The 19,738-nt window shown below is 62.9% G+C and carries 20 protein-coding genes; 9 read left to right on the top strand and 11 right to left on the bottom strand.

The window, feature by feature from the left end; translation table 11 throughout:
- Nucleotides 1-83: 83 nt before the first annotated feature.
- The 5 genes from kdpC to FHT69_RS12545 form a co-directional block, all read right to left on the bottom strand.
- On the bottom strand, nucleotides 84-653 hold the full coding sequence (gene kdpC, locus FHT69_RS12565) for a potassium-transporting ATPase subunit KdpC (protein ID WP_183905432.1): 570 nt from the start codon (nucleotides 651-653) through the stop codon (nucleotides 84-86).
- 36 nt (nucleotides 654-689) lie between these two features.
- Nucleotides 690-2,750, bottom strand: a complete 2,061-nt coding sequence (gene kdpB, locus FHT69_RS12560; protein ID WP_028755698.1) for a potassium-transporting ATPase subunit KdpB — start codon at nucleotides 2,748-2,750, stop codon at nucleotides 690-692.
- A 44-nt stretch (nucleotides 2,751-2,794) separates the two neighbouring features.
- On the bottom strand, nucleotides 2,795-2,950 hold the full coding sequence (locus FHT69_RS12555) for a hypothetical protein (RefSeq protein WP_164735899.1): 156 nt from the start codon (nucleotides 2,948-2,950) through the stop codon (nucleotides 2,795-2,797).
- 9 nt (nucleotides 2,951-2,959) lie between these two features.
- Entirely contained in the window at nucleotides 2,960-4,663 is a 1,704-nt protein-coding gene (gene kdpA, locus FHT69_RS12550; protein ID WP_047612938.1) for a potassium-transporting ATPase subunit KdpA, read from the bottom strand.
- Between the two features lie 68 nt (nucleotides 4,664-4,731).
- Nucleotides 4,732-4,821, bottom strand: coding sequence for a K(+)-transporting ATPase subunit F (locus FHT69_RS12545; protein ID WP_082008793.1), 90 nt, complete (start codon nucleotides 4,819-4,821; stop codon nucleotides 4,732-4,734).
- A 493-nt stretch (nucleotides 4,822-5,314) separates the two neighbouring features.
- Between FHT69_RS12545 and FHT69_RS12540 the strand changes: the two genes are divergently transcribed.
- Nucleotides 5,315-6,358 (top strand): NAD(P)-dependent alcohol dehydrogenase, encoded by a 1,044-nt coding sequence (locus tag FHT69_RS12540; RefSeq protein WP_028755700.1) that lies wholly within the window; start codon nucleotides 5,315-5,317, stop codon nucleotides 6,356-6,358.
- 25 nt (nucleotides 6,359-6,383) lie between these two features.
- On the opposite strand, the gene FHT69_RS12535 is transcribed toward FHT69_RS12540, so the two are convergent.
- The 4 genes from FHT69_RS12535 to FHT69_RS12520 form a co-directional block, all read right to left on the bottom strand.
- The gene (locus tag FHT69_RS12535; RefSeq protein WP_028755701.1) at nucleotides 6,384-6,953 is read right to left on the bottom strand and encodes a DedA family protein; all 570 of its coding nucleotides are present in this window, start codon (nucleotides 6,951-6,953) and stop codon (nucleotides 6,384-6,386) included.
- A 41-nt stretch (nucleotides 6,954-6,994) separates the two neighbouring features.
- Complete coding sequence (locus FHT69_RS12530; RefSeq protein WP_183905431.1) at nucleotides 6,995-8,356, bottom strand: FAD-containing oxidoreductase; 1,362 nt, start codon at nucleotides 8,354-8,356, stop codon at nucleotides 6,995-6,997.
- Entirely contained in the window at nucleotides 8,353-8,814 is a 462-nt protein-coding gene (locus tag FHT69_RS12525; RefSeq protein WP_047614912.1) for a DUF4126 family protein, read from the bottom strand. The genes FHT69_RS12530 and FHT69_RS12525 overlap by 4 nt, the downstream gene beginning before the upstream one ends.
- An 82-nt stretch (nucleotides 8,815-8,896) precedes the next feature.
- Entirely contained in the window at nucleotides 8,897-10,084 is a 1,188-nt protein-coding gene (locus tag FHT69_RS12520) for an acyl-CoA dehydrogenase (protein WP_063476028.1), read from the bottom strand.
- Between the two features lie 173 nt (nucleotides 10,085-10,257).
- Between FHT69_RS12520 and FHT69_RS12515 the strand changes: the two genes are divergently transcribed.
- Complete coding sequence (locus FHT69_RS12515; RefSeq protein ID WP_028755705.1) at nucleotides 10,258-10,596, top strand: cupin domain-containing protein; 339 nt, start codon at nucleotides 10,258-10,260, stop codon at nucleotides 10,594-10,596.
- Here the strand turns inward: FHT69_RS12515 and FHT69_RS12510 are convergent, their stop codons facing one another.
- On the bottom strand, nucleotides 10,597-11,547 hold the full coding sequence (locus FHT69_RS12510; RefSeq protein WP_047614914.1) for a LysR family transcriptional regulator: 951 nt from the start codon (nucleotides 11,545-11,547) through the stop codon (nucleotides 10,597-10,599).
- A 174-nt stretch (nucleotides 11,548-11,721) separates the two neighbouring features.
- Between FHT69_RS12510 and FHT69_RS12505 the strand changes: the two genes are divergently transcribed.
- The 7 genes from FHT69_RS12505 (at nucleotide 11,722) to mmsB (ending at nucleotide 18,919) form a co-directional block, all read left to right on the top strand.
- Nucleotides 11,722-12,927, top strand: a complete 1,206-nt coding sequence (locus tag FHT69_RS12505) for an ABC transporter substrate-binding protein (RefSeq protein WP_028755707.1) — start codon at nucleotides 11,722-11,724, stop codon at nucleotides 12,925-12,927.
- A 5-nt stretch (nucleotides 12,928-12,932) separates the two neighbouring features.
- Nucleotides 12,933-13,715 (top strand): ABC transporter ATP-binding protein, encoded by a 783-nt coding sequence (locus tag FHT69_RS12500; RefSeq protein WP_047612949.1) that lies wholly within the window; start codon nucleotides 12,933-12,935, stop codon nucleotides 13,713-13,715.
- On the top strand, nucleotides 13,715-14,416 hold the full coding sequence (locus FHT69_RS12495; protein WP_028755709.1) for an ABC transporter ATP-binding protein: 702 nt from the start codon (nucleotides 13,715-13,717) through the stop codon (nucleotides 14,414-14,416). Before FHT69_RS12500 ends, FHT69_RS12495 begins: the two co-directional genes overlap by 1 nt.
- Nucleotides 14,417-14,420: 4 nt before the next feature.
- Nucleotides 14,421-15,308 carry a branched-chain amino acid ABC transporter permease gene (locus FHT69_RS12490; protein ID WP_047612951.1) on the top strand — a complete coding sequence of 296 codons (888 nt, stop codon included), beginning with the start codon at nucleotides 14,421-14,423 and terminating at the stop codon, nucleotides 15,306-15,308.
- Between the two features lies 1 nt (nucleotide 15,309).
- Complete coding sequence (locus FHT69_RS12485) at nucleotides 15,310-16,299, top strand: branched-chain amino acid ABC transporter permease (protein ID WP_028755711.1); 990 nt, start codon at nucleotides 15,310-15,312, stop codon at nucleotides 16,297-16,299.
- Between the two features lie 133 nt (nucleotides 16,300-16,432).
- Entirely contained in the window at nucleotides 16,433-18,028 is a 1,596-nt protein-coding gene (locus tag FHT69_RS12480) for a GMC family oxidoreductase (protein WP_183905430.1), read from the top strand.
- A gap of 9 nt (nucleotides 18,029-18,037) precedes the next feature.
- Complete coding sequence (mmsB, locus tag FHT69_RS12475) at nucleotides 18,038-18,919, top strand: 3-hydroxyisobutyrate dehydrogenase (protein ID WP_183902975.1); 882 nt, start codon at nucleotides 18,038-18,040, stop codon at nucleotides 18,917-18,919.
- Nucleotides 18,920-18,932: 13 nt separating this feature from the next.
- Here mmsB and FHT69_RS12470 read toward each other — a convergent pair whose 3' ends face one another.
- Nucleotides 18,933-19,691, bottom strand: coding sequence for a fumarylacetoacetate hydrolase family protein (locus tag FHT69_RS12470; protein WP_028755714.1), 759 nt, complete (start codon nucleotides 19,689-19,691; stop codon nucleotides 18,933-18,935).
- Nucleotides 19,692-19,738 lie beyond the last annotated feature (47 nt).

The raw sequence follows: 19,738 nt of genomic DNA, 5'->3' as shown, positions 1-19,738 counted from the left end.
CGGCATGGATCCTCGGGTCAAGCCCGAGGATGACGGAGAATGGGGTTGGCCTTGTTGCCAACCGGCACTGAACCTGCCAACCCTCACTCAGTCATAGAAGCATCAAGGCTCTGGTTCAACGCCAGAACATTGACAGTGGGTTCGCCGAGAAGGCCGAGCTCGCGGCCTTGAACGGCGCCATCGACCAACGCCTTGACCCTGGCCTCATCCAGGCTTCGCGCTTTGGCGACGCGCGGCACCTGGAAATAGGCGGCCTCCGGCGAAATATGGGGATCGAGGCCGCTGCCCGAAGCGGTGACGAAGTCGGCCGGTACCGCCGCGCTCGGGTTTGCCGCCTTGGCGGCCTCATAATCGCTCTTGACGCGGTCGATCAGCTTCTGGCTGGTCGGGCCGAGGTTCGAGCCGCTGGAGGCGGCGGCATTGTAGCCGTCGCCGGCGGCCGACGGGCGACCGTGGAAATACTTGTCGCTGGTGAAGGCCTGGCCGATCAGCGTTGAGCCGATCACCTGGCCGTTCTTCTCGACCAGGCTGCCGTTTGCCTGGGTTGGGAAGAGGGCCTGGGCGGCGCCGGTCATGGCGAGCGGATAGAGAAGGCCTGTTACGGCGGTGGTGGCGACAATCATGACGACCGCCGGACGAAGTTCTTTCAACATTGTTCTGACTCCTTGGAGTGTTTCAGGCCAATTTTGTTAGGCCAGGCCGAGGGCTGCGACGGCCATGTCGATCGCCTTGATGCCGATGAAGGGGACGATGATGCCGCCGAGGCCGTAGATCAGCAGGTTGCGCGACAGCAGCGCGCCGGCGCCGATCGGACGGTAGCGAACACCCTTCAGCGACAGCGGGATCAAGGCGATAATGATCAGCGCATTGAAGATGATCGCCGAGAGGATGGCGCTTTGCGGCGTCGAAAGTCCCATGACGTTCAGGATGCCGAGCTGCGGGTAGAAGGTCAGGAACATCGCCGGGATGATGGCGAAGTACTTGGCGATGTCGTTGGCGATCGAAAAGGTCGTCAGCGCGCCGCGCGTCATCAGCAGCTGTTTGCCGATCTCGACGATCTCGATGAGCTTCGTCGGGTCCGAGTCGAGATCGACCATGTTGCCGGCCTCGCGGGCGGCAACCGTGCCGGTGTTCATGGCGACGCCGACGTCGGCCTGGGCAAGGGCCGGCGCATCGTTGGTGCCGTCGCCGCACATGGCGACGAGCTTGCCCTTCGACTGTTCCTCGCGCATCAGCGCCAGCTTCATCTCGGGCGTTGCCTGGGCAAGGAAGTCGTCGACACCGGCTTCGGCGGCGATGGCGGCTGCCGTCAGCGGGTTGTCGCCGGTGATCATCACGGTGCGGATGCCCATGCGGCGGAGTTCCGTGAAGCGCTCGCGGATGCCGCCCTTGACGATATCCTTCAGCTGGATGACGCCGAGCAGCCGGCCGTCGCGGGCGACTGCCAGCGGCGTGCCGCCTGATTTGGCGACCTCGTCTGATATCGATTGCAACTCGCGCATGACTTCGCTGCCGTTCTTCGAAGGTGCGTCGCCGTTGACATAGGCGAGCAGGGCATCGACGGCGCCCTTGCGGATCGAAGAGCCTTCGAGATCGACGCCGCTCATCCTGGTCTGGGCGGTGAAGGGTACGAAGGTGGCCTTGAGGCTTGCCATGTCGCGGCCGCGGATCGCGTATTTTTCCTTGGCGAGCACGACGATGGAGCGGCCTTCCGGCGTTTCGTCGGCAAGCGAGGCAAGCTGGGCGGCATCGGCGAGATCCTGTTCGGAAACGCCGCGAACCGGGCGGAAGGTCGTCGCCTGGCGATTGCCGAGCGTGATCGTGCCGGTCTTGTCGAGCAGCAGCGTGTCGACGTCGCCGGCGGCTTCGACGGCACGGCCGGACATGGCGAGCACGTTGAAACGGACGAGGCGGTCCATGCCGGCAATGCCGATCGCCGACAACAGTGCGCCGATCGTCGTCGGGATTAGCGTCACGAAGAGGGCGACCAGCACGATGATCGGGATCGAGCCGCCGGCATAGATGGCAAAGCTCGGGATCGTCGCCGTCGCAAGCACGAAGATCAGCGTCATGCCGGCGAGCAGGATGTTGAGCGCGATCTCGTTCGGGGTCTTCTGACGCTCGGCACCTTCGACCAGGGCGATCATCCGGTCGAGGAAGGTCGAACCGGCCGCGGCGGTGATGCGCACGCGGATCCAATCGGACAGCACCTGCGTACCGCCTGTGACCGCCGAGCGATCGCCGCCCGATTCGCGAATGACCGGGGCGGATTCGCCTGTTATCGCCGCTTCGTTGACGGAGGCCACGCCTTCGATAACCTCGCCGTCCGACGGGATGATGTCGCCGGCCTCGACGAGCACGACGTCGCCGACCTTGAGGCTGGTGCCCGGCACCATGCGGTAGCCGCTGCCATTATTGGCGGTCAGCAGCTTGGCCTGGGTTTCGGTGCGCGCCTTGCGCAGCGAATCCGCCTGCGCCTTGCCGCGGCCTTCGGCGACGGCTTCGGCGAAATTGGCAAACAGCACGGTGAACCAGAGCCAGAGATTGATCTGGAACGAGAAGCCGAGATTGCCGTTGCCGGCCACAAGATCGCGCAGGAAAAGCACGGTGGTCAGCACCGAAACCGTGGCGACGACAAACATGACCGGATTTCTGGCAAGCGCCCGGGGGTTGAGCTTTTTGAAAGCGGCGCTCACCGCCGGAATGAGGATGCGAGAATCCATGATGCTCGCGGATTTTGCCTGGCTCATAAGAGACTCCAGCTTTGAAACGAGGATGGCGAACCGGAAGCCGGTCAGCCCTGTAGGATTTTGAAGATGGCGGCGATGACGAGGAGGCCTGCCATCATCACCAGGATGATGTCGGAGGCCTGGGGCCCCGGGCCATTCCCGCGTCCCGGCGCACCGGGACGTGGGTGGAAGGCATTGCGAAGCCTCTGACGGAGGATCATGGCATCACCTCAGAAGGTCTGGCCGGCGATCATGACCAGGTGCTCGACGATGGGGCCAAGGGCCAAGGCCGGGAAGAAGGTCAGGCCGCCGACGATCAGGATCGTGCCGACGAGCAGGCCGACGAAGAGCGGACCATCCGTGGGGAAGGTGCCCGCCGAGGCCGGAACCGACTTCTTGGCGATCAGCGAACCGGCAATGGCAAGAGCCGGGATGATGACCAGGAAGCGGCCCATCAGCATGCCGAGGCCAAGGGTGATGTTGTACCAGGGCGTATTGCCGGTCAGGCCGCCGAAAGCCGAGCCGTTGTTGGCCGCAGCCGACGTATAGGCATAGAGGATTTCGGAGAAGCCGTGCGGACCGGAAGTCCCGACCGATGCCACTGCGCTCGGAAGGACGCTTGCGATCGCGGTGAAGACCAGCATGGCGAGCGGCAGGCAGAGGATGGCGAGAACGGCCATCTTCATTTCCTTCGCCTCGATCTTCTTGCCGAGATATTCCGGGGTGCGGCCGACCATCAGGCCGGCGACGAAGACGGCGACGATGATGAAGAGCAGAATGCCGTAAAAACCGGCACCGACGCCGCCGACAATGACTTCGCCGAGCTGCATGTTGATCAGCGGGATGAGGCCGCCAAGGGCGGTGAAGCTGCCGTGCATGGCGTTGACCGCGCCGCAGGAGGCGGCCGTTGTGATGACCGCAAACAGCGAGGATAGGGCGATGCCGAAGCGGACTTCCTTGCCTTCCATATTGCCGCCGCCAAGACCAAAGGCATGCATCAGCGGATTGCCGGCGGCTTCCGCCCAATAGGTGACGGTGACGCCGGCGACGAACAGGACGCCCATCGTGGCGAGGATCGCCCAGCCCTGGCGCTGATTGCCGACCATGCGGCCGAAGACGTTGGTCAAAGCCGCGCCGATCGCGAAGATCGACACCATCTGGATGAGGTTGGAGATCGCATCGGGGTTTTCGAACGGATGGGCCGAATTGGCGTTGAAGAAGCCGCCGCCATTGGTCCCGAGCATCTTGATGGCAAGCTGCGAGGCGACGGGGCCGACGGCGATCGTCTGCTGCGCGCCTTCAAGCGTCGTCGCATTGACGTAGGGGCCAAGCGTCTGCGGCACGCCGAGATAGACATAGACCAGCGTCAGCACGATGCAGATCGGCAACAGCACATAGAAGGTGGCCCTCGTCATATCGACCCAGAAATTGCCGATGGCCTTGCCCGAGGCGCGCGAGAAGGCGCGGATGAAGGCAAGCGCAATGGCAATGCCGGTCGCCGCGGAGACGAAGTTCTGGACGGTGAAGCCGGCCATCTGCGTCAGATAGGACATGGTGCTTTCGCCGCCGTAATTCTGCCAGTTGGTGTTGCTGACGAAGCTGACGGCGGTGTTGAAGGAAAGCTCCGGCGGGACGGCTGCCATGCCGGCCGGATTATAGGGAAGGCCGGCTTGCAGGCGTTGCAGCGCGTAAAGCACGATGACGCCCAGAAGGTTGAACATCAGCATGGCGAAGGCATAGGAGGTCCAATGCTGCTCCTCGCCTTCGCGAGTGCCGGCAATGCGGTAAAGTCCCCGTTCGATCGGAACGAGCACGGGTGAGAGGAGGGTGCGCTCGCCGTTGAAGACACGCGTCATATAGCCGCCGAGCGGTTTGACGAGCACAAGAACGATCCCGCAGTAAAGCAGGATCTGAAGCCATCCGTTGAGGTTCATGGGGTAAACTTTCAATACCCGGCTGCATCTGAGGGCGCGCATGCGCGACCGAGAAGCGCCGGTTCTCTTCAAAAGCGTTCTGGGCGAAGGAGAGCGTAGGTGAGGTAAACGGTGAGAAACACGGTTACCGCACCGCTCAAGACATAATCGAGGATCATCGTCGTTTCTCCTGTCAAAGCCTGTCGCAGGCTCTGGTATAGGCAAAGCACAGCGCGAAGAATATGATCGCCGTGGCGAGTAGAATGATATCCATCATGATCGTGACTCCTGTTGTTCTTCTTGGAGTCAGACAAGACAAAGGGCGCTATCCGGATTCAGGCCGGATCCAGGGACGTCGCCTTTCATGCTTTCTGGCGTGGAGATGATCTTTTCGATCTCTCGGACATCAATATGGAGCCGAACGGCATAAAGGTTCGAGACGGGCGACGGACCGTCAATATAAAAATCTTATAAATGCCCTTGCGAGGCCGACCGCCATCGGACCAGCGGGCGAGCCGATCCTCGGCCCTGGATCTTTGCTGTGAGCATTTTTTCATTTGTTGAGCAAAAGCCTTCGCAATCCGGTTGAATTGGGACGGCTTCGGGCCTTATAGTCAGCTTCGACGCTGCCCGATGGAGTCATGGGCAAGCCACTAGGGAAGGAAACCGACGATGACCAAAGTCCGCGCGCTTGTCCTCGAGCGCCAGCATGAGCTTGCGCTTCGCGATATCGATCTGCCGCTCGAAACCGGCCCCGGCGAGGTGAAGATCCGGATCCACACCGTTGGTGTCTGCGGTTCGGACGTGCATTATTATACGCACGGCAAGATCGGTCCCTTTATCGTCAACGCGCCGATGGTGCTCGGCCATGAAGCGGCGGGCACGGTGGTCGAGGTTGGGGCCGGCGTCACGCATCTGAAAGTCGGCGACCGCGTCTGCATGGAGCCCGGCATTCCCGATCCGAATTCCAAGGCAAGCCGGCTCGGCCTGTACAATATCGACCCGGCCGTGACCTTCTGGGCGACCCCGCCGATCCACGGCGTGCTGACGCCGGAGGTCGTGCATCCCGCCAATTACACCTTCAAGCTGCCCGACAATGTCAGCTTTGCCGAAGGCGCCATGGTCGAGCCCTTCGCCGTCGGCATGCAGGCGGCAGCCAAGGCGAAGATAACGCCTGGTGATACTGCCGTCGTTCTCGGCGCCGGACCGATCGGCACGATGGTGGCGATCGCCGCGCTTGCCGGCGGCTGCGCCCGGGCGATCGTTGCCGATCTCGCCCAGCCGAAGCTCGATATCGCCGCACAATACCAGGGCGTCATTCCGGTCAATATCCGCGAGCAGAACCTGAGCGAAGAGGTCGGCCGGTTGACCGACGGCTGGGGCGCCGATGTCGTCTTCGAATGCTCCGGTTCGCCGAAGGCCTGGGAGACGATCATGGCGCTGCCGCGCCCGGGCGGCGTCATCGTCGTCGTCGGCCTGCCGGTCAACCCGATCGGCTTCGACGTCTCGACGGCATCCACCAAGGAAATCCGCATCGAGACGGTGTTCCGCTACGCGCATCAGTATGAGCGGTCGATCGCGCTGCTTGGCTCGGGCCGCGTCGACCTGAAGCCGCTGATATCAGAGACCTTCAAATTCGAAGATTCGATCAAGGCGTTCGATCGCGCCGTCGAGGCGCGGCCAAGCGATGTGAAGCTGCAGATCGTGATGGAATAGAGCCAGTCTGTTCCCCAGTCTGCTCCTATGAGTGCCTGGCACTCAGTTTCATCTTGCGAAAGGCAAGCGCCGCGGCTGCGACGACAGCCGCGGCTCCGACTGCGATCAGCAGGTGGCGGTGAAGCGGAAGGTGGCCCAATGTCTGTTGGACGCCATGCCCGAAGAGATAACCGAGCCCCGTGAACAACTGCCCCCACACCAACGCGGCTGCGGCATTCATGACGACGAATTTTCCGGTCGGAATCCGCGTCGTGCCGATGACGATCGGACTGATTGTCCGCAACCCCACCAGAAAACGAAACGCAAAGATGAAGCCGGTGGGATATCTTTCCAGAAGCCCGGTTGCGCGCGCCAGGGCCGGCTTTTCCATCAGCCGGCGGACAAAGCCCCATTGCGCGGCGTAACGACCGACGAAGAACCATAGTTGATCGCCGGCGAAGGAGCCCGCCGTTGCCGCAAGCGACGCCGCCCCATAAGTCAGCAGCCCGCGATGGGAAATCACGCCTCCGAGAAACGCGGCTGTTTCGCCTTCGAAGGCGGCGCCCAGGAATATGGCCAGCAGACCGTAATTCTCGATCAGCAGTTCGATAGACACGCAGTCCGCCTCCAGCCGTCCTTGCCCCTGGGTTTCTACCGCTAAACCGGCTTCAAATCCCCAAGCAGGGTCGGGATCAGCTCCGACACCGTCGGATGGATCGGCACCGACCATTGCAAGGCGGGATAGGTCGTTCCCGCATTCATTGCGTCGATGAGGCCGTGGATCACCTCGTCGCCCTCGATGCCGAGGATCGCCGCGCCGAGGATTTCCTTTGTCTCGGCATCGGCAACCACCTTCATGAAACCCTTGGTCTCGCCGCGTTCATTGGCGCGGCCGACCCGGCTCATCGGCCGGGTCGAGACCATGATCTTGCGTCCGGAAGCGCGCGCCTGTTTTTCCGTCATGCCGACGCGGCCGAGCGGCGGGTCGATGTAGAGCGCATAGGCCGGGATGCGGCTCGAGAGCTTGCGGTCGTCGCCATCGAGCAGGTTGGCGGCGGCAATCTCGAAATCATTGTAGGAGGTGTGGGTGAAGGCGCCGTGGCCGTTGCAGTCGCCGAGCGCCCAGATGCCCTCGACATTGGTGGCGAGCCTGTCGTCGACGGTGATGAAACCGCGTTGATCGGTAATGACGCCGGCGGCATCGAGGCCGAGATCGTCGGTATTCGGCTTGCGGCCGGTGGCGATCAGCACATGGCTCGCATCGATCCTCGCTGAATCGGTGGCGACCGTTATCCCGTCGCTGCTCCTGGCGAAGGCGATGTCGCTGACGCCGGTATGAATGTCGATGCCCTCCGAGCGCAGCACATCGGCGATCGCGTCGGATATATCCTCGTCCTCGCGCGACGCGAGCTTCGGGCCATGCTCGATGACGCTGACCTCGGCGCCGAAGCGGCGATACATCTGCGCGAATTCCAGCCCGATATAACTGCCGCCGATGATGGTGAGATGCCGCGGCAGCGTGTCGAGCTGGATGATCGAGGTGCTGGTGAGGTAGTCGATGTCGTCGATGCCGGGTAGCGCGGGGATGACCGGCCGCGCCCCGACATTGAGGAAGATGCGCGGTGCGGTCAGCGTCTCGCCGTTGACGCTGACGGTCTTCGGGCCTTCGAAACAGGCGTGGCCGTAGATCACCGTCATGCCGTCCATGCCGGCGAGCCAGCCGATCAGGCCGTTGCGGGCATTCATCGTCACCGTTTCGGCGCGAGCCCTGACCACCTTCATGTCGATGGCGATCTCGCCCGGGATATTGACGCCATAGGCGGCGCCGGTTCTTGCGACATGGGCGGCGCGGGCGCTGGCGACCAGCGTCTTCGTCGGCATGCAGCCGGCATTGACGCAGGTGCCGCCGAGGAATTTGCGCTCGATCAACGCCACCTTCATGCCCTTTTCGACCATGCGGGCGGCAAGCGATGGACCGGCCTGGCCGGCGCCGATAACGATGGCGTCGAAGCTCTTCATGACACGGCCGCCACGATCAATACCGCGCCGATGACGGCGACGGCGTCTTCGATGAGAGCAGCCGGCAGGTCCTTGCCAAACGAGGCGGCAAGCCGGCTACGGGCGGCAGCGCCGCCATATGTGCCGATGACGGCGCCGATCACCCCGGCGATCAGCCCGCCGAAGAGGAGGCTGCTGGCGGCGCCGATCGTCGCCCCTGCCAGGGCGCCTGAAACGATTCGGGCGCCGAACTGCATCGGCACCTTGCGCGACGGCGTGGACGGCAGCTGGTCGGCGATCAGTTCGACGATGGCGAGAACCGTGAAGATCCACGGCGTCCATCGATACCCCATGAAGGCAAGAGGCGTCTGCGACACGTCGAACCAGCCGAGTGCTGCGCCCCAGGCGACGGCGGCCGGTGCGGTCATGGTGCGAAGGCCCGATATGACACCGATCAGCAATGCAAGAAGCAGAAACATGCATGACCCCCTTTTTGCCGGCGCTTGCCGCAATTAAGGAAAGTTGCACATTGTCAGGCGCGTGGCAATTCGCCTTCCCGGCCTAGTTCGCAAAGGCGGCGATGCCGGTGATTGCCCGGCCGATGATCAGCGCGTGGATGTCGTGTGTGCCCTCGTAGGTGTTGACCACTTCGAGGTTGACGAGATGACGGGCGATGCCGAATTCGTCGGAGATGCCGTTGCCGCCGAGCATGTCGCGGGCCGCCCGCGCGATCTCCAGCGCCTTGCCGCAGCTGTTGCGCTTGAGGATCGAGGTCAGCTCCACCGGCGGATGGCCTTCCTCCTTCATGCGGCCGAGCCGCAGGCAGCCCTGAAGGCCGAGTGAGATCTCAGCGGCCATGTCGGCGAGCTTCTTCTGGATCAGCTGGTTGGCGGCAAGCGGCCGGCTGAACTGCTTGCGCTCCAGCGTATATTGCCGTGCTCTCGCATAACAATCCTCGGCCGCGCCGAGCGCGCCCCAGGCAATGCCGAAGCGGGCCGAGTTCAGGCAGGTGAACGGTCCCTTGAGGCCAGTGACGCCAGGCAAAAGGTTTTCCTCGGGCACGAAGACACTGTCCATCACCACTTCGCCTGTTATCGAGGCGCGTAGGCCGACCTTGCCGTGGATGGCGGGCGCCGAAAGCCCTTTCCAGCCCTTTTCGAGGATGAAGCCGCGGATGAGCCCATCCTCGGTCTTTGCCCAGACGACGAAGACATCGGCGATCGGCGCATTGGAGATCCAGGTCTTCGAGCCGGTGAGGCTGTAGCCGCCGTCGACCTTTCTGGCGCGCGTCGCCATCGAGCCGGGGTCGGAGCCGTGATCGGGCTCGGTCAGGCCGAAGCAGCCGATCCATTCGCCGGTGGCGAGTTTCGGCAGGTATTTCAGCTTCTGCGCCTGCGACCCGAAGGTTTCGATCGGCACCATCACGAGTGAGGACTGGACGCTCATCATCGAGCGGTAACCGCTGTCGACCCGTTCGACCTCGCGGGCGATCAGGCCGTAGGCGACGTAACCGAGGCCGGCGCCGCCGTAGTCGGGAGAGATCGTCGGGCCGAGCAGGCCGAGTTCGCCCATTTCGCGGAAGATTTCGGGATCGGTCTTTTCATGGCGGAAGGCGTCGAGAACCCGGGGCGCCAGCTTTTCCTGCGCATAGGCGTGGGCGGTGTCCTGCACCATGCGCTCTTCACTGGTCAGTTGCTCCACCAGCCGGAATGGATCGGCCCAGTCGAAAACTTCGCGCGTATGCTGCATGGCCGCGTCTCCTCATCCCGGTTCTGGCTTGCCTCGCTTAAGTGGCCATAGACCCGCCAGCCGACCGCGTCAACAGAAGGCGGCAGTCTCGAAAAGACGGGCCGCGCCATCTTTTCAAAAGTCTCGGCATGCTCCACTTTGCCCGCGATCGATTCTGCAACGAGGAGGCGGAAATGTCGTCAAGCGATCTGTTCGTATCGGCCGAAGGCGCCGAATGGGTCAACCCGGAGCCCGGCGTCGTGAGGCGCATCATGACCTATCTGCCCGAGATGATGATGGTGGAAGTGGCCTTCGAAAGCGGCGCCGTCGGGGCTGCCCATTCGCATCCGCATATCCAGGCAAGCTATGTCGCCGAAGGCAGTTTCGAGGTGACGATCGATGGCCGGACCGAAGTCCTGCAGCAGGGTGGCAGCTTCATCGTGCCTCCCAATCTCGTCCACGGCGTCAAGGCCCTGGAAAAGGGCCGGCTGATCGATACGTTCACCCCGCACCGGGCTGAATTCCTGAAATAATCAGCTTTCCCTTGCCCGGCGCGCCGGGCCGGCGGCGGTGACATAGGGCGGCACGAAGCGCGTATCCTCGCCGCGCACCGCCTCGCGCAGGAAATCGATGACGGCGCGCACGCGCGGCGCCTGTTTCAGGTCGCGGTGGCAGGTAATCCAGTAATGGCGCTTGAGGTCGATTTCCTCGGGCAGCACGCGCACCAGTTCGGGATAACGGCTGGCGAAGAAATAGGGCAGGATGCAGAGGCCGAGACCGTTTCTCGTGGCGGTGAGCTGCGCGAAGATGCTGGAGCTCTGGAATTGCGGCTTGATGCGCGGATGCACGTCGCCGAGATAGTCCAGGCCCGGCGCGAAGATCATTTCCTCGATATAGCTGACGAAGGGATGCTCAAGCAGGTCTTCGCGGCAGGTGATCGCAGGCGCCTTCGCCAGATAGTCGCGCGAGCCGTAGATCTGCAGATGGTAGTCGGTCAGTTTCTCGGCGAAATAAGGCCCGCCCTTCGGCTCGTCGAGCACGACGGAAAGATCGGCCTCCTTGCGCGACAGCGACATGATCTGCTGGATCGTCACCAGTTCCAGCGACAGGTGCGGATGCTGGGCGGCAAACTGCGGCAGCACGGTCGCGAAGAAGAAATTGGCAAAACCTTCCGGCGCGCTGAGGCGCACCAGGCCGCGCTGCGCCATCGAGCCGTCGGCAAGGTCGGCGCGCAGCCGTTCTGTCTCCTGCTCCATCCTTTCGGCCGTCTCGACGAAGCGCGTGCCCATGGCGGTCAGCACATAGCCGCGCGGATTGCGCTCGAACAGCTTGACCTTGAGGGTGAACTCCAGCCGGTCGATGCGGCGCGAGACGGTGGCGTGGCTGGAACGCAGCTGGCGCGCCGCCGTCGACAGCTGTCCGGTGCGGGCGACGGCTAGAAAAAACTGCAGATCGTCCCAAGTAAACTGCGGTGGATTGTTCATCGCGATCCTCTCTGTTCAAAAATGAACAGATACTGTTTGGAATTAGTTGTAAACCACCCGTTGCCTCAGGGCGGAATTTCCGTGATCGTAAGGTGAGGGTCCGTCGTTCTGAGGAGTGCGGCTGGCCAAATTTGAACAGATCCGCAATCTGGCCAATCTCTGGGAGGAGAGAATATGCGTAAGAATCTTATTGCATCAGTTGCATTTCTGCTTGCGAGCAGCACCGCAGTGCTCGCGCAGAGCGCGACCGACGGCAAGGTCAAGATCGGCATCCTGAACGACCAGTCGGGTGTCTATGCCGATTTCGGCGGCAAGTCCTCCGTCGAAGCCGCCAAGATGGCGGTCGAGGATTTCGGCGGCAAGGTGCTCGATGTGCCGGTTGAGATCGTCGATGCCGACCACCAGAACAAGCCGGATATCGCCTCCAACATCGCCCGCCAGTGGTACGACACCGAGCAGGTGGATGCGATCATGGAACTGACGACTTCGTCGGTGGCGCTCGCCGTGCAGGCGATCGGCAAGGAGAAGAAGAAGATCGATATCGTCACCGGTGCGGCGACGACCGATCTCACCGGCAAGGCCTGCTCGCCTTACGGCTTCCATTGGGCCTACGACACCCATGCGCTCGCCGTCGGCACCGGCGGCGCACTCGTCAAGCAGGGCGGCGACAGCTGGTTCTTCCTGACCGCCGACTATGCTTTCGGCTATTCGCTCGAGCAGCAGACCAGCGATTACGTCAAGGCGAGCGGCGGCAAGGTCGTCGGCGCCGTCCGGCATCCGCTGTCGAGCCAGGACTTCTCGTCCTTCCTGCTGCAGGCGCAATCATCCGGCGCCAAGGTGATCGGCCTTGCCAATGCCGGCCTCGACACCTCGAATGCCATCAAGCAGGCGGCCGAATTCGGCATCACCCAGGGTGGCCAGCATCTGGCGGCGTTGCTGTTCACGCTCGCCGAAGTGCACGGCCTCGGGCTCGAGGCGGCGCAGGGGCTGACGCTGACGGAAGGTTATTACTGGAACCGCGACGACGAGAGCCGCGCCTTCGCCAAGAAGTTCTTCGCCCGCACCGGCAAGATGCCGAACATGATCCATGCCGGCACCTATTCGGCGGTGACGCAATATCTGAAGGCGGTGCAGAAGGCTGGCACCGACGAAACGGAAGCCGTCGCCAAGCAACTGCATGAAATGCCGGTCGATGACGTCTTCGGCCGTGGCGGCACGGTCGGCGCCAACGGCCGCATGATCCACGACATGTACCTGCTGCAGGTCAAGAAGCCGTCCGAAAGCAAGGAGCCGTGGGATTATTTCAACGTGCTCGCCACCATTCCCGGCAAGGAAGCCTATATCGATCCCGCCAAGAGCGGCTGCGATCTGGTGAAGTAAGCACGATGGCGGTTTCCGCAATAGAAACTCAGGTAAAGCCGCGGGTGGTACTCTCCGCCCGCGGCCTGCGCCGCGATTTCGGCGGCTTCACGGCCGTCAAGAATGTCGATCTCGACGTGCATGACGCCAGCGTGCATGCACTGATCGGCCCGAACGGCGCCGGCAAGACCACGGTCTTCAATCTGCTGACCAAGTTCCTGCAGCCGACATCGGGCACGATCACGCTGATGGGCACCGACATCACCGGGACGCCGCCCGACAAGGTGGCGCGGATGGGACTGGTGCGCTCCTTCCAGATCTCGGCGGTCTTTCCACACCTCACCGTTCTCGACAATGTGCGGGTGGCGCTGCAGCGGCCGAACAATCTCTCCACGCAGTTCTGGCGGCCTCTGTCGGCGCTCGACCGGCTGAACGAGCGCGCCGAGCAACTGCTCGCCAGCGTCGGGCTTTCCAAGGAGCGCGATCATATCGCCGCCGATCTTTCCTATGGCCGCAAGCGCGTGCTGGAGATCGCCACCACGCTGGCGCTCGATCCCAAAGTGCTGCTGCTCGACGAGCCGATGGCCGGCATGGGGCTGGAGGATGTCGGCGTTGTCTCATCCATCATCCGCGAGGTTGCCCGCGAGCGCGCGGTGCTGATGGTCGAGCACAATCTCTCCGTCGTCGCCAATATCTGCCAGCACGTCACCGTGCTGCAACGCGGCGAGATCCTCGCCGAGGGCGACTATGCCACCGTGAGCCAGGACGAGCGCGTCCGCGTGGCTTATATGGGCACGGAGGAGCATTGATGGCCGCTCTCCTCGAAGTCCAGGGGCTCAATGCCTGGTACGGCGAAAGTCACGTCCTGCACGGCGTCGACATGCGGGTGGCCGAAGGCGAGACGATCACCATTCTCGGCCGCAATGGCGTCGGCAAGACGACGACGCTGCGCACCATCACCGGCATCGTTCGCGCCCGCAAGGGCAAGATCAGTTTTGCGGGCAGCGATATGATGCAGGTGCCGCTGCACAAGACGGCGCATCGAGGCATCGGTTTCGTGCCGGAGGAGCGGGGTATCTTCTCGACGCTCACCGTTTCGGAAAACCTGCTGCTGCCGCCTGTCGTGGCAGAGGGCGGCATGACGCTCGACGAAATCTACGAGCTCTTCCCCAATCTCTACGAGCGCCGCGGCAGCCCGGGCACCAAGCTTTCCGGCGGCGAGCAGCAGATGCTGGCGATCGCCCGCATCCTGCGTACCGGCGTCAAGCTGCTCATTCTCGACGAGCCGACGGAAGGGCTTGCCCCCGTTATCGTCCAGCGCATCGGCGAGGTGCTGAAGACGCTGAAGGAGCGCGGTATGACGATCCTGCTCGTCGAGCAGAATTTCCGTTTCGCCAGCCGTATTGCCGATCGCTTCTATCTGATGGATCATGGGCAGATGGTGTCGGAATTCCCGGTCGGTGAACTGCCGCAGCGCATGGACACGCTGCACAAGGTTCTGGGAGTGTGACCAGATGACGATGATCTTCGGCATTCCCCTGCAGGCGCTGTTCGGCCAGCTGCTGATCGGCCTGATCAACGGTTCGTTCTATGCGCTGCTCAGCCTCGGCCTCGCCATCATCTTCGGCCTGCTACGGGTGATCAACTTCGCCCATGGTGCGCAATATATGCTCGGCGCCTTCGTCGCCTACCTCTTGCTGACCTATGCCGGCATCGGCTACTGGCCGTCATTGATCGTGGCGCCCGTCATCGTCGGCCTTGCCGGTGCCATCATCGAGCGGCTGTTCCTGCGCCGGCTCTATGATCTCGATCCGCTCTACGGCCTGCTCTTCACCTTCGGGCTGGCGCTCGCGGTCGAGGGCACCTTCCGCTATCTCTACGGCTCTTCCGGCCAGCCCTATGCGACGCCGGCAGCGCTTGCCGGCGGGGCCAATCTCGGCTTCATGTTCCTGCCGATCTATCGCGGCTGGGTGGTCGTCGTCTCTCTCGTCGTCTGCCTCGGCACCTGGCTGCTGATCGAGAAGACCAAGCTCGGCGCCTATCTCAGGGCCGCCACGGAAAACGCCGTGCTGGTGCAGGTGTTCGGCGTCAACGTGCCGGTGCTCTTGACGCTCACCTACGCGCTCGGCGCCGGTCTTGCCGCCTTTGCCGGCGTGCTGGCGGCGCCGATCTACCAGGTCTCGCCGCTGATGGGATCGAACATGATCATCGTCGTCTTCGCCGTGGTCGTCGTCGGCGGCATGGGATCGATCATGGGCGCGATCATCACCGGTTATGTGCTCGGCATCGCCGAGGGTCTGACCAAGGTCTTCTATCCCGAGGCTTCCAACATCGTGATCTTCGTCATCATGGCGATCGTGCTTCTCATCAGGCCCGCGGGCCTCTTCGGACGGGATGCTTGACATGGCTGACATCACCGAAACCATCCGAACGGAAAAAAACCGAACCGCTCTGTCGGTGCAGGCGGGTTTCCTGTTGGCGGGGCTGCTGCTCCTGCTCTTGGCGCCGTTCTTCTTCTATCCGATCTTCCTGATGAAGCTGCTCTGCTTCGCGCTCTTTGCCTGCGCCTTCAACCTGCTGCTCGGCTATACCGGCCTGCTTTCCTTCGGCCATGCCACCTTCTTCGGGGGAGCGGCCTATTTCACCGCCTACACGGTGAAGACATGGGGCCTGCCGCCGGAACTCGGCATTCTGATCGGGGTGGTGGGTGCGGCGTTTCTCGGCCTGGTCATGGGCTTCTTCGCCATCCGCCGCCAGGGCATCTATTTTGCGATGATCACGCTGGCGCTGTCGCAGATGTTCTTCTTCTTCTGCCTGCAGGCGGAGTTCACCGAGGGCGAGGACGGCATCCAGTCCGTGCCGCGGGGCCATCTCTTCGGTTTCATCGATCTGAACAGCTCGACCAACATGTATTATTTCGTGCTGGCTGTTTTCATCATTGGCGTCTTGATCATCTGGCGTTTCATCAACTCACCCTTCGGCATGATCTTGAAATCGATCCGCGAAAACGAGCAGCGGGCGATCTCGCTCGGTTATTCCGTGGCGCGCTACAAGCTCGGCGCCTTCGTCATGTCGGCAGCGCTTGCGGGGCTCGCGGGTGCTGTCAAATCGATTGTCTTCCAGTTCGCAACGCTGACCGACGTTGCCTGGCAGATGTCGGGCGAGGTGATCCTGATGACGCTGCTCGGTGGCATCGGCACGCTGATCGGCCCGCTCTTCGGCGCCGGGTTGGTGGTGGCGCTGGAAAACTACCTGGCCACCTCGGAATTCCCGGTGACGATCATCACCGGCATCGTCTTCATGGTCTGCGTGCTGATCTTCCGCCGCGGCATCATCGGTGAATTCTACGCCTCGCGGCTGGGGCGGAAACTGGGCTTCGTCTATCGCCGCTGAACGGGCGGACCTCTCTTTTTCCAGGAAAGAATCCCTCTTTCCCGGGAAAGGAGACGGGCGGCGGCGCTGCGACTCTTCCTCTCCCCTGCGGGGAGGGGGAAGCGGCAAGCATCTGGAGTTTCGTGCAGGGCACATGGATCGTTACGACTACATCATCATCGGGGCAGGCAGCGCCGGCTGCGTGCTCGCAAACCGGCTGTCCGCCGATGGCCGGAGCCGGGTGCTGCTGCTCGAAGCCGGCGGCAGCGACAACTACCACTGGATCCATATTCCGGTCGGTTATCTCTATTGCATCAACAATCCGCGCACCGACTGGTGCTTCACCACTGCGCCGGAAGCCGGTCTGAATGGCCGGGCGCTGAACTATCCGCGTGGCAAGGTGCTCGGCGGCTGTTCGTCGATCAACGGCATGATCTACATGCGCGGTCAGGCGCGCGACTACGACCTCTGGCGGCAGATGGGCTGCAGCGGCTGGGGCTGGGACGATGTGCTGCCCTTCTTCCGCAAGTCCGAGGATTTTTATCGCGGCGAAGACGAGATGCATGGCGCCGGCGGCGAATGGCGCATCGAGAAGGCGCGTGTGCGCTGGGCCGTGCTCGATGCCTTCCAACAGGCGGCCAGGGAAGCGGGCATCCCGGAGATCGCGGATTTCAACCGCGGCAGCAACGAAGGGTCCGGCTATTTCGACGTCAATCAGCGTTCCGGCATTCGTTGGAACACCTCGAAGGCCTTCCTGCGCCCGGCGATGAAGCGCTCCAACCTGACGGTGCTCACCAAGGCGCAGGTCCGACGGCTGCTGGTGGAGGAAGGCGCCGTTGCCGGCGTCGAATTCCAGCATCGCGGTGAGGCGAAGCGCGCCTATGCCGCCAAAGAAACCGTCCTTTCAGCCGGTTCGATCGGCTCGCCGCATATCCTGGAACTGTCCGGTATCGGCAGGGGCGAGGTTCTCAGCCAAGCCGGCGTCGATGTCGTCGCGGAAGTGAAGGGTGTCGGCGAGAACCTGCAGGATCATCTGCAGCTGCGTCTCGCCTATAGGGTGACGGGTGTTCCGACACTGAACGAGAAGGCGACGAAGCTGATCGGCAAGGCGGCGATCGGGCTTGAATATCTCGTGCGCCGCTCCGGGCCGATGGCGATGGCGCCGAGCCAGCTCGGCATCTTCACCCGCTCCGGCCCGGACCGGGAAACGCCGGATCTGCAATATCACGTGCAGCCGGTCTCGCTGGATAAGTTCGGCGATCCCGTCCATCCTTTCCCGGCGATCACTGCGAGCGTCTGTAATCTCCGGCCGGAAAGCCGGGGTTCGGTGCATCTGTCGAGCCCGGATTTTGCCGCCCAGCCGACGATCAGTCCGAAATACCTCTCGACGCAGCGCGATCGTGACATAGCTGTCCGTTCTATACGGTTGACGCGCAAGATCGTCGCGCAGCCTTCCTTTGCCCGTTTCAGGCCGGAAGAATTCAAGCCGGGGCCGAGCTATCAGACGGAGGCCGATCTGGAGCGGGCGGCGGGCGATATCGGGACGACGATCTTCCATCCCGTCGGCACCTGCCGCATGGGCGCCGACAGGGACAGCGTCGTCGATCCCAGGCTGAAATTCCGGGCGCTCGGCAAGCTCAGGATCGCCGACGCCTCGGTGATGCCGTCGATCACCTCGGGCAACACCAATTCGCCGACGATCATGATCGCCGAAAAGGCGGCAGCGATGATCCTCGAAGACAATCGATAGGAGAAGACCATGGCAAGGATCGCATTCATCGGGCTTGGCAACATGGGCGGGCCGATGGCGGCCAATCTGGTCAAATCAGGTCACGAGGTCCTCGGCTTCGATCTCGCGGCGTCGGTGCTGAAGGCGGCCGAGGAGAGCGGGGTCAAGCCGGCTAGCCATGCCAGCCAGGCGGTCAAGGACGCCGACATCGTCATATCAATGCTGCCACAGGGCAAACATGTGCTGACGGCCTGGGCCGATATCCTGCAGTCGGCTGCGCAAGGCACGCTGGTCATCGATTGCTCCACAATCGATGTCGAAAGCAGCCGCAAGGCGCATGAGATGGCCAAGGCCGCCAGCTGCCTGTCGCTCGACGCCCCCGTCTCCGGCGGTACCGGCGGGGCGACCGCCGGCACGTTGACCTTCATGGCCGGCGGCGCGGAAGAGGCCTTCACCAAGGCAAAGCCGATCCTGGAGGCGATGGGAAAGAAGATCGTCCATTGCGGTGAGGCCGGCGCCGGCCAGGCGGCGAAGATCTGCAACAACATGATCCTCGGCATTTCGATGATCGGCGTCTGCGAGGGTTTCGTGCTTGCCGAGAAGCTCGGGCTTTCGCATCAGGCACTGTTCGACGTCGCCTCGACCTCGTCGGGCCAATGCTGGTCGCTCAATACCTATTGCCCGGTTCCGGGGCCGGTGCCGACCTCGCCCGCGAACAACGGCTATAAGCCGGGCTTTGCCGCGGCTTTGATGCTGAAGGATCTGAGACTCTCCCAGGAAGCGGCGCTGACGAGCGGCGCTTCCACGCCACTCGGCGCGGAAGCAGCACAGCTTTTTGCGCTCTTCGAGAAGCTGGGCAATGGCGGAAAGGATTTTTCCGCGATCATTGAGATGTTTCGCGAGAAGGCTTAGGCACCGCGGTCAATCAATCCTTCGACACCGAGAAGCTGAGCCTGGCGTCACCGAGCAGGATGTCGATGTCGCCGGGTTCGGTCAGTTCGATCGCGCCGCTCAACGTGCCCGTCGTGATGAGCGCGCCTGCCTTCAGCGATGTCTCGGGGCGCAAACCGTCATTGGCGTAATCGATCAGCCAGGTGAGAACGTCGCCCTTCGGATGCTGCGCCGGGCCATCATAGATCGTGCGGCCGGCATGGGTGACCTTGAGCGGCGTTCCGCCGACGGTGTCGACGACGCTTTTTTCGAGCGTCGGACCGAGCACATAGCCGCTATTGCCGAGGCGGTCGGCGACGAACAGCAGAAACGAAACGCTGCCGCTCTCGCTGACGGCGCTGACCAGCAGCTCGGCGCCGAGATGGACAGCGGAGATCGCCCCGACCACTTCGGTGCGGCTGTAGGCTGTGCCCGCGCGGATCGGCAGGTCGCTGCCGAGGCGCACCGCGATCTCGGTCTCGAATTTCAGGCCCGGATACCAGGGAATATCAGCGCCCGAAACGGCTTCGGCATAGGGATGCAGCGGAGCAGCGACCGCTTGGCCCTGCGGCGAGACCGTCACCTTCCAGGCATTGCTGGAAACGCCGTCTGCGGCGGCCAGCAAATTCTGCACCTCCATCGCCTGATGCAGATCGGCTGGCAGCGCGAAAGTGCTCGTTGCCTCCTGGTGACCGGCCTGGTGCAGGCCGTGAAGCCTGGCTGCAAGGGCGCGCGGATCGAATGTCTCTGTCATGCTATCTCCTCGACCTGATTTTCGAGGTGCACACTAACCACAAGACA

The sequence above is a fragment of the Rhizobium sp. BK008 genome, assembly GCF_014197345.1.
GTDB classification, from domain to species: domain Bacteria; phylum Pseudomonadota; class Alphaproteobacteria; order Rhizobiales; family Rhizobiaceae; genus Rhizobium; species Rhizobium anhuiense.
Note: the sequence above shows the minus strand (reverse complement) of the source record. Positions and strands in the feature narration are given on the sequence as shown.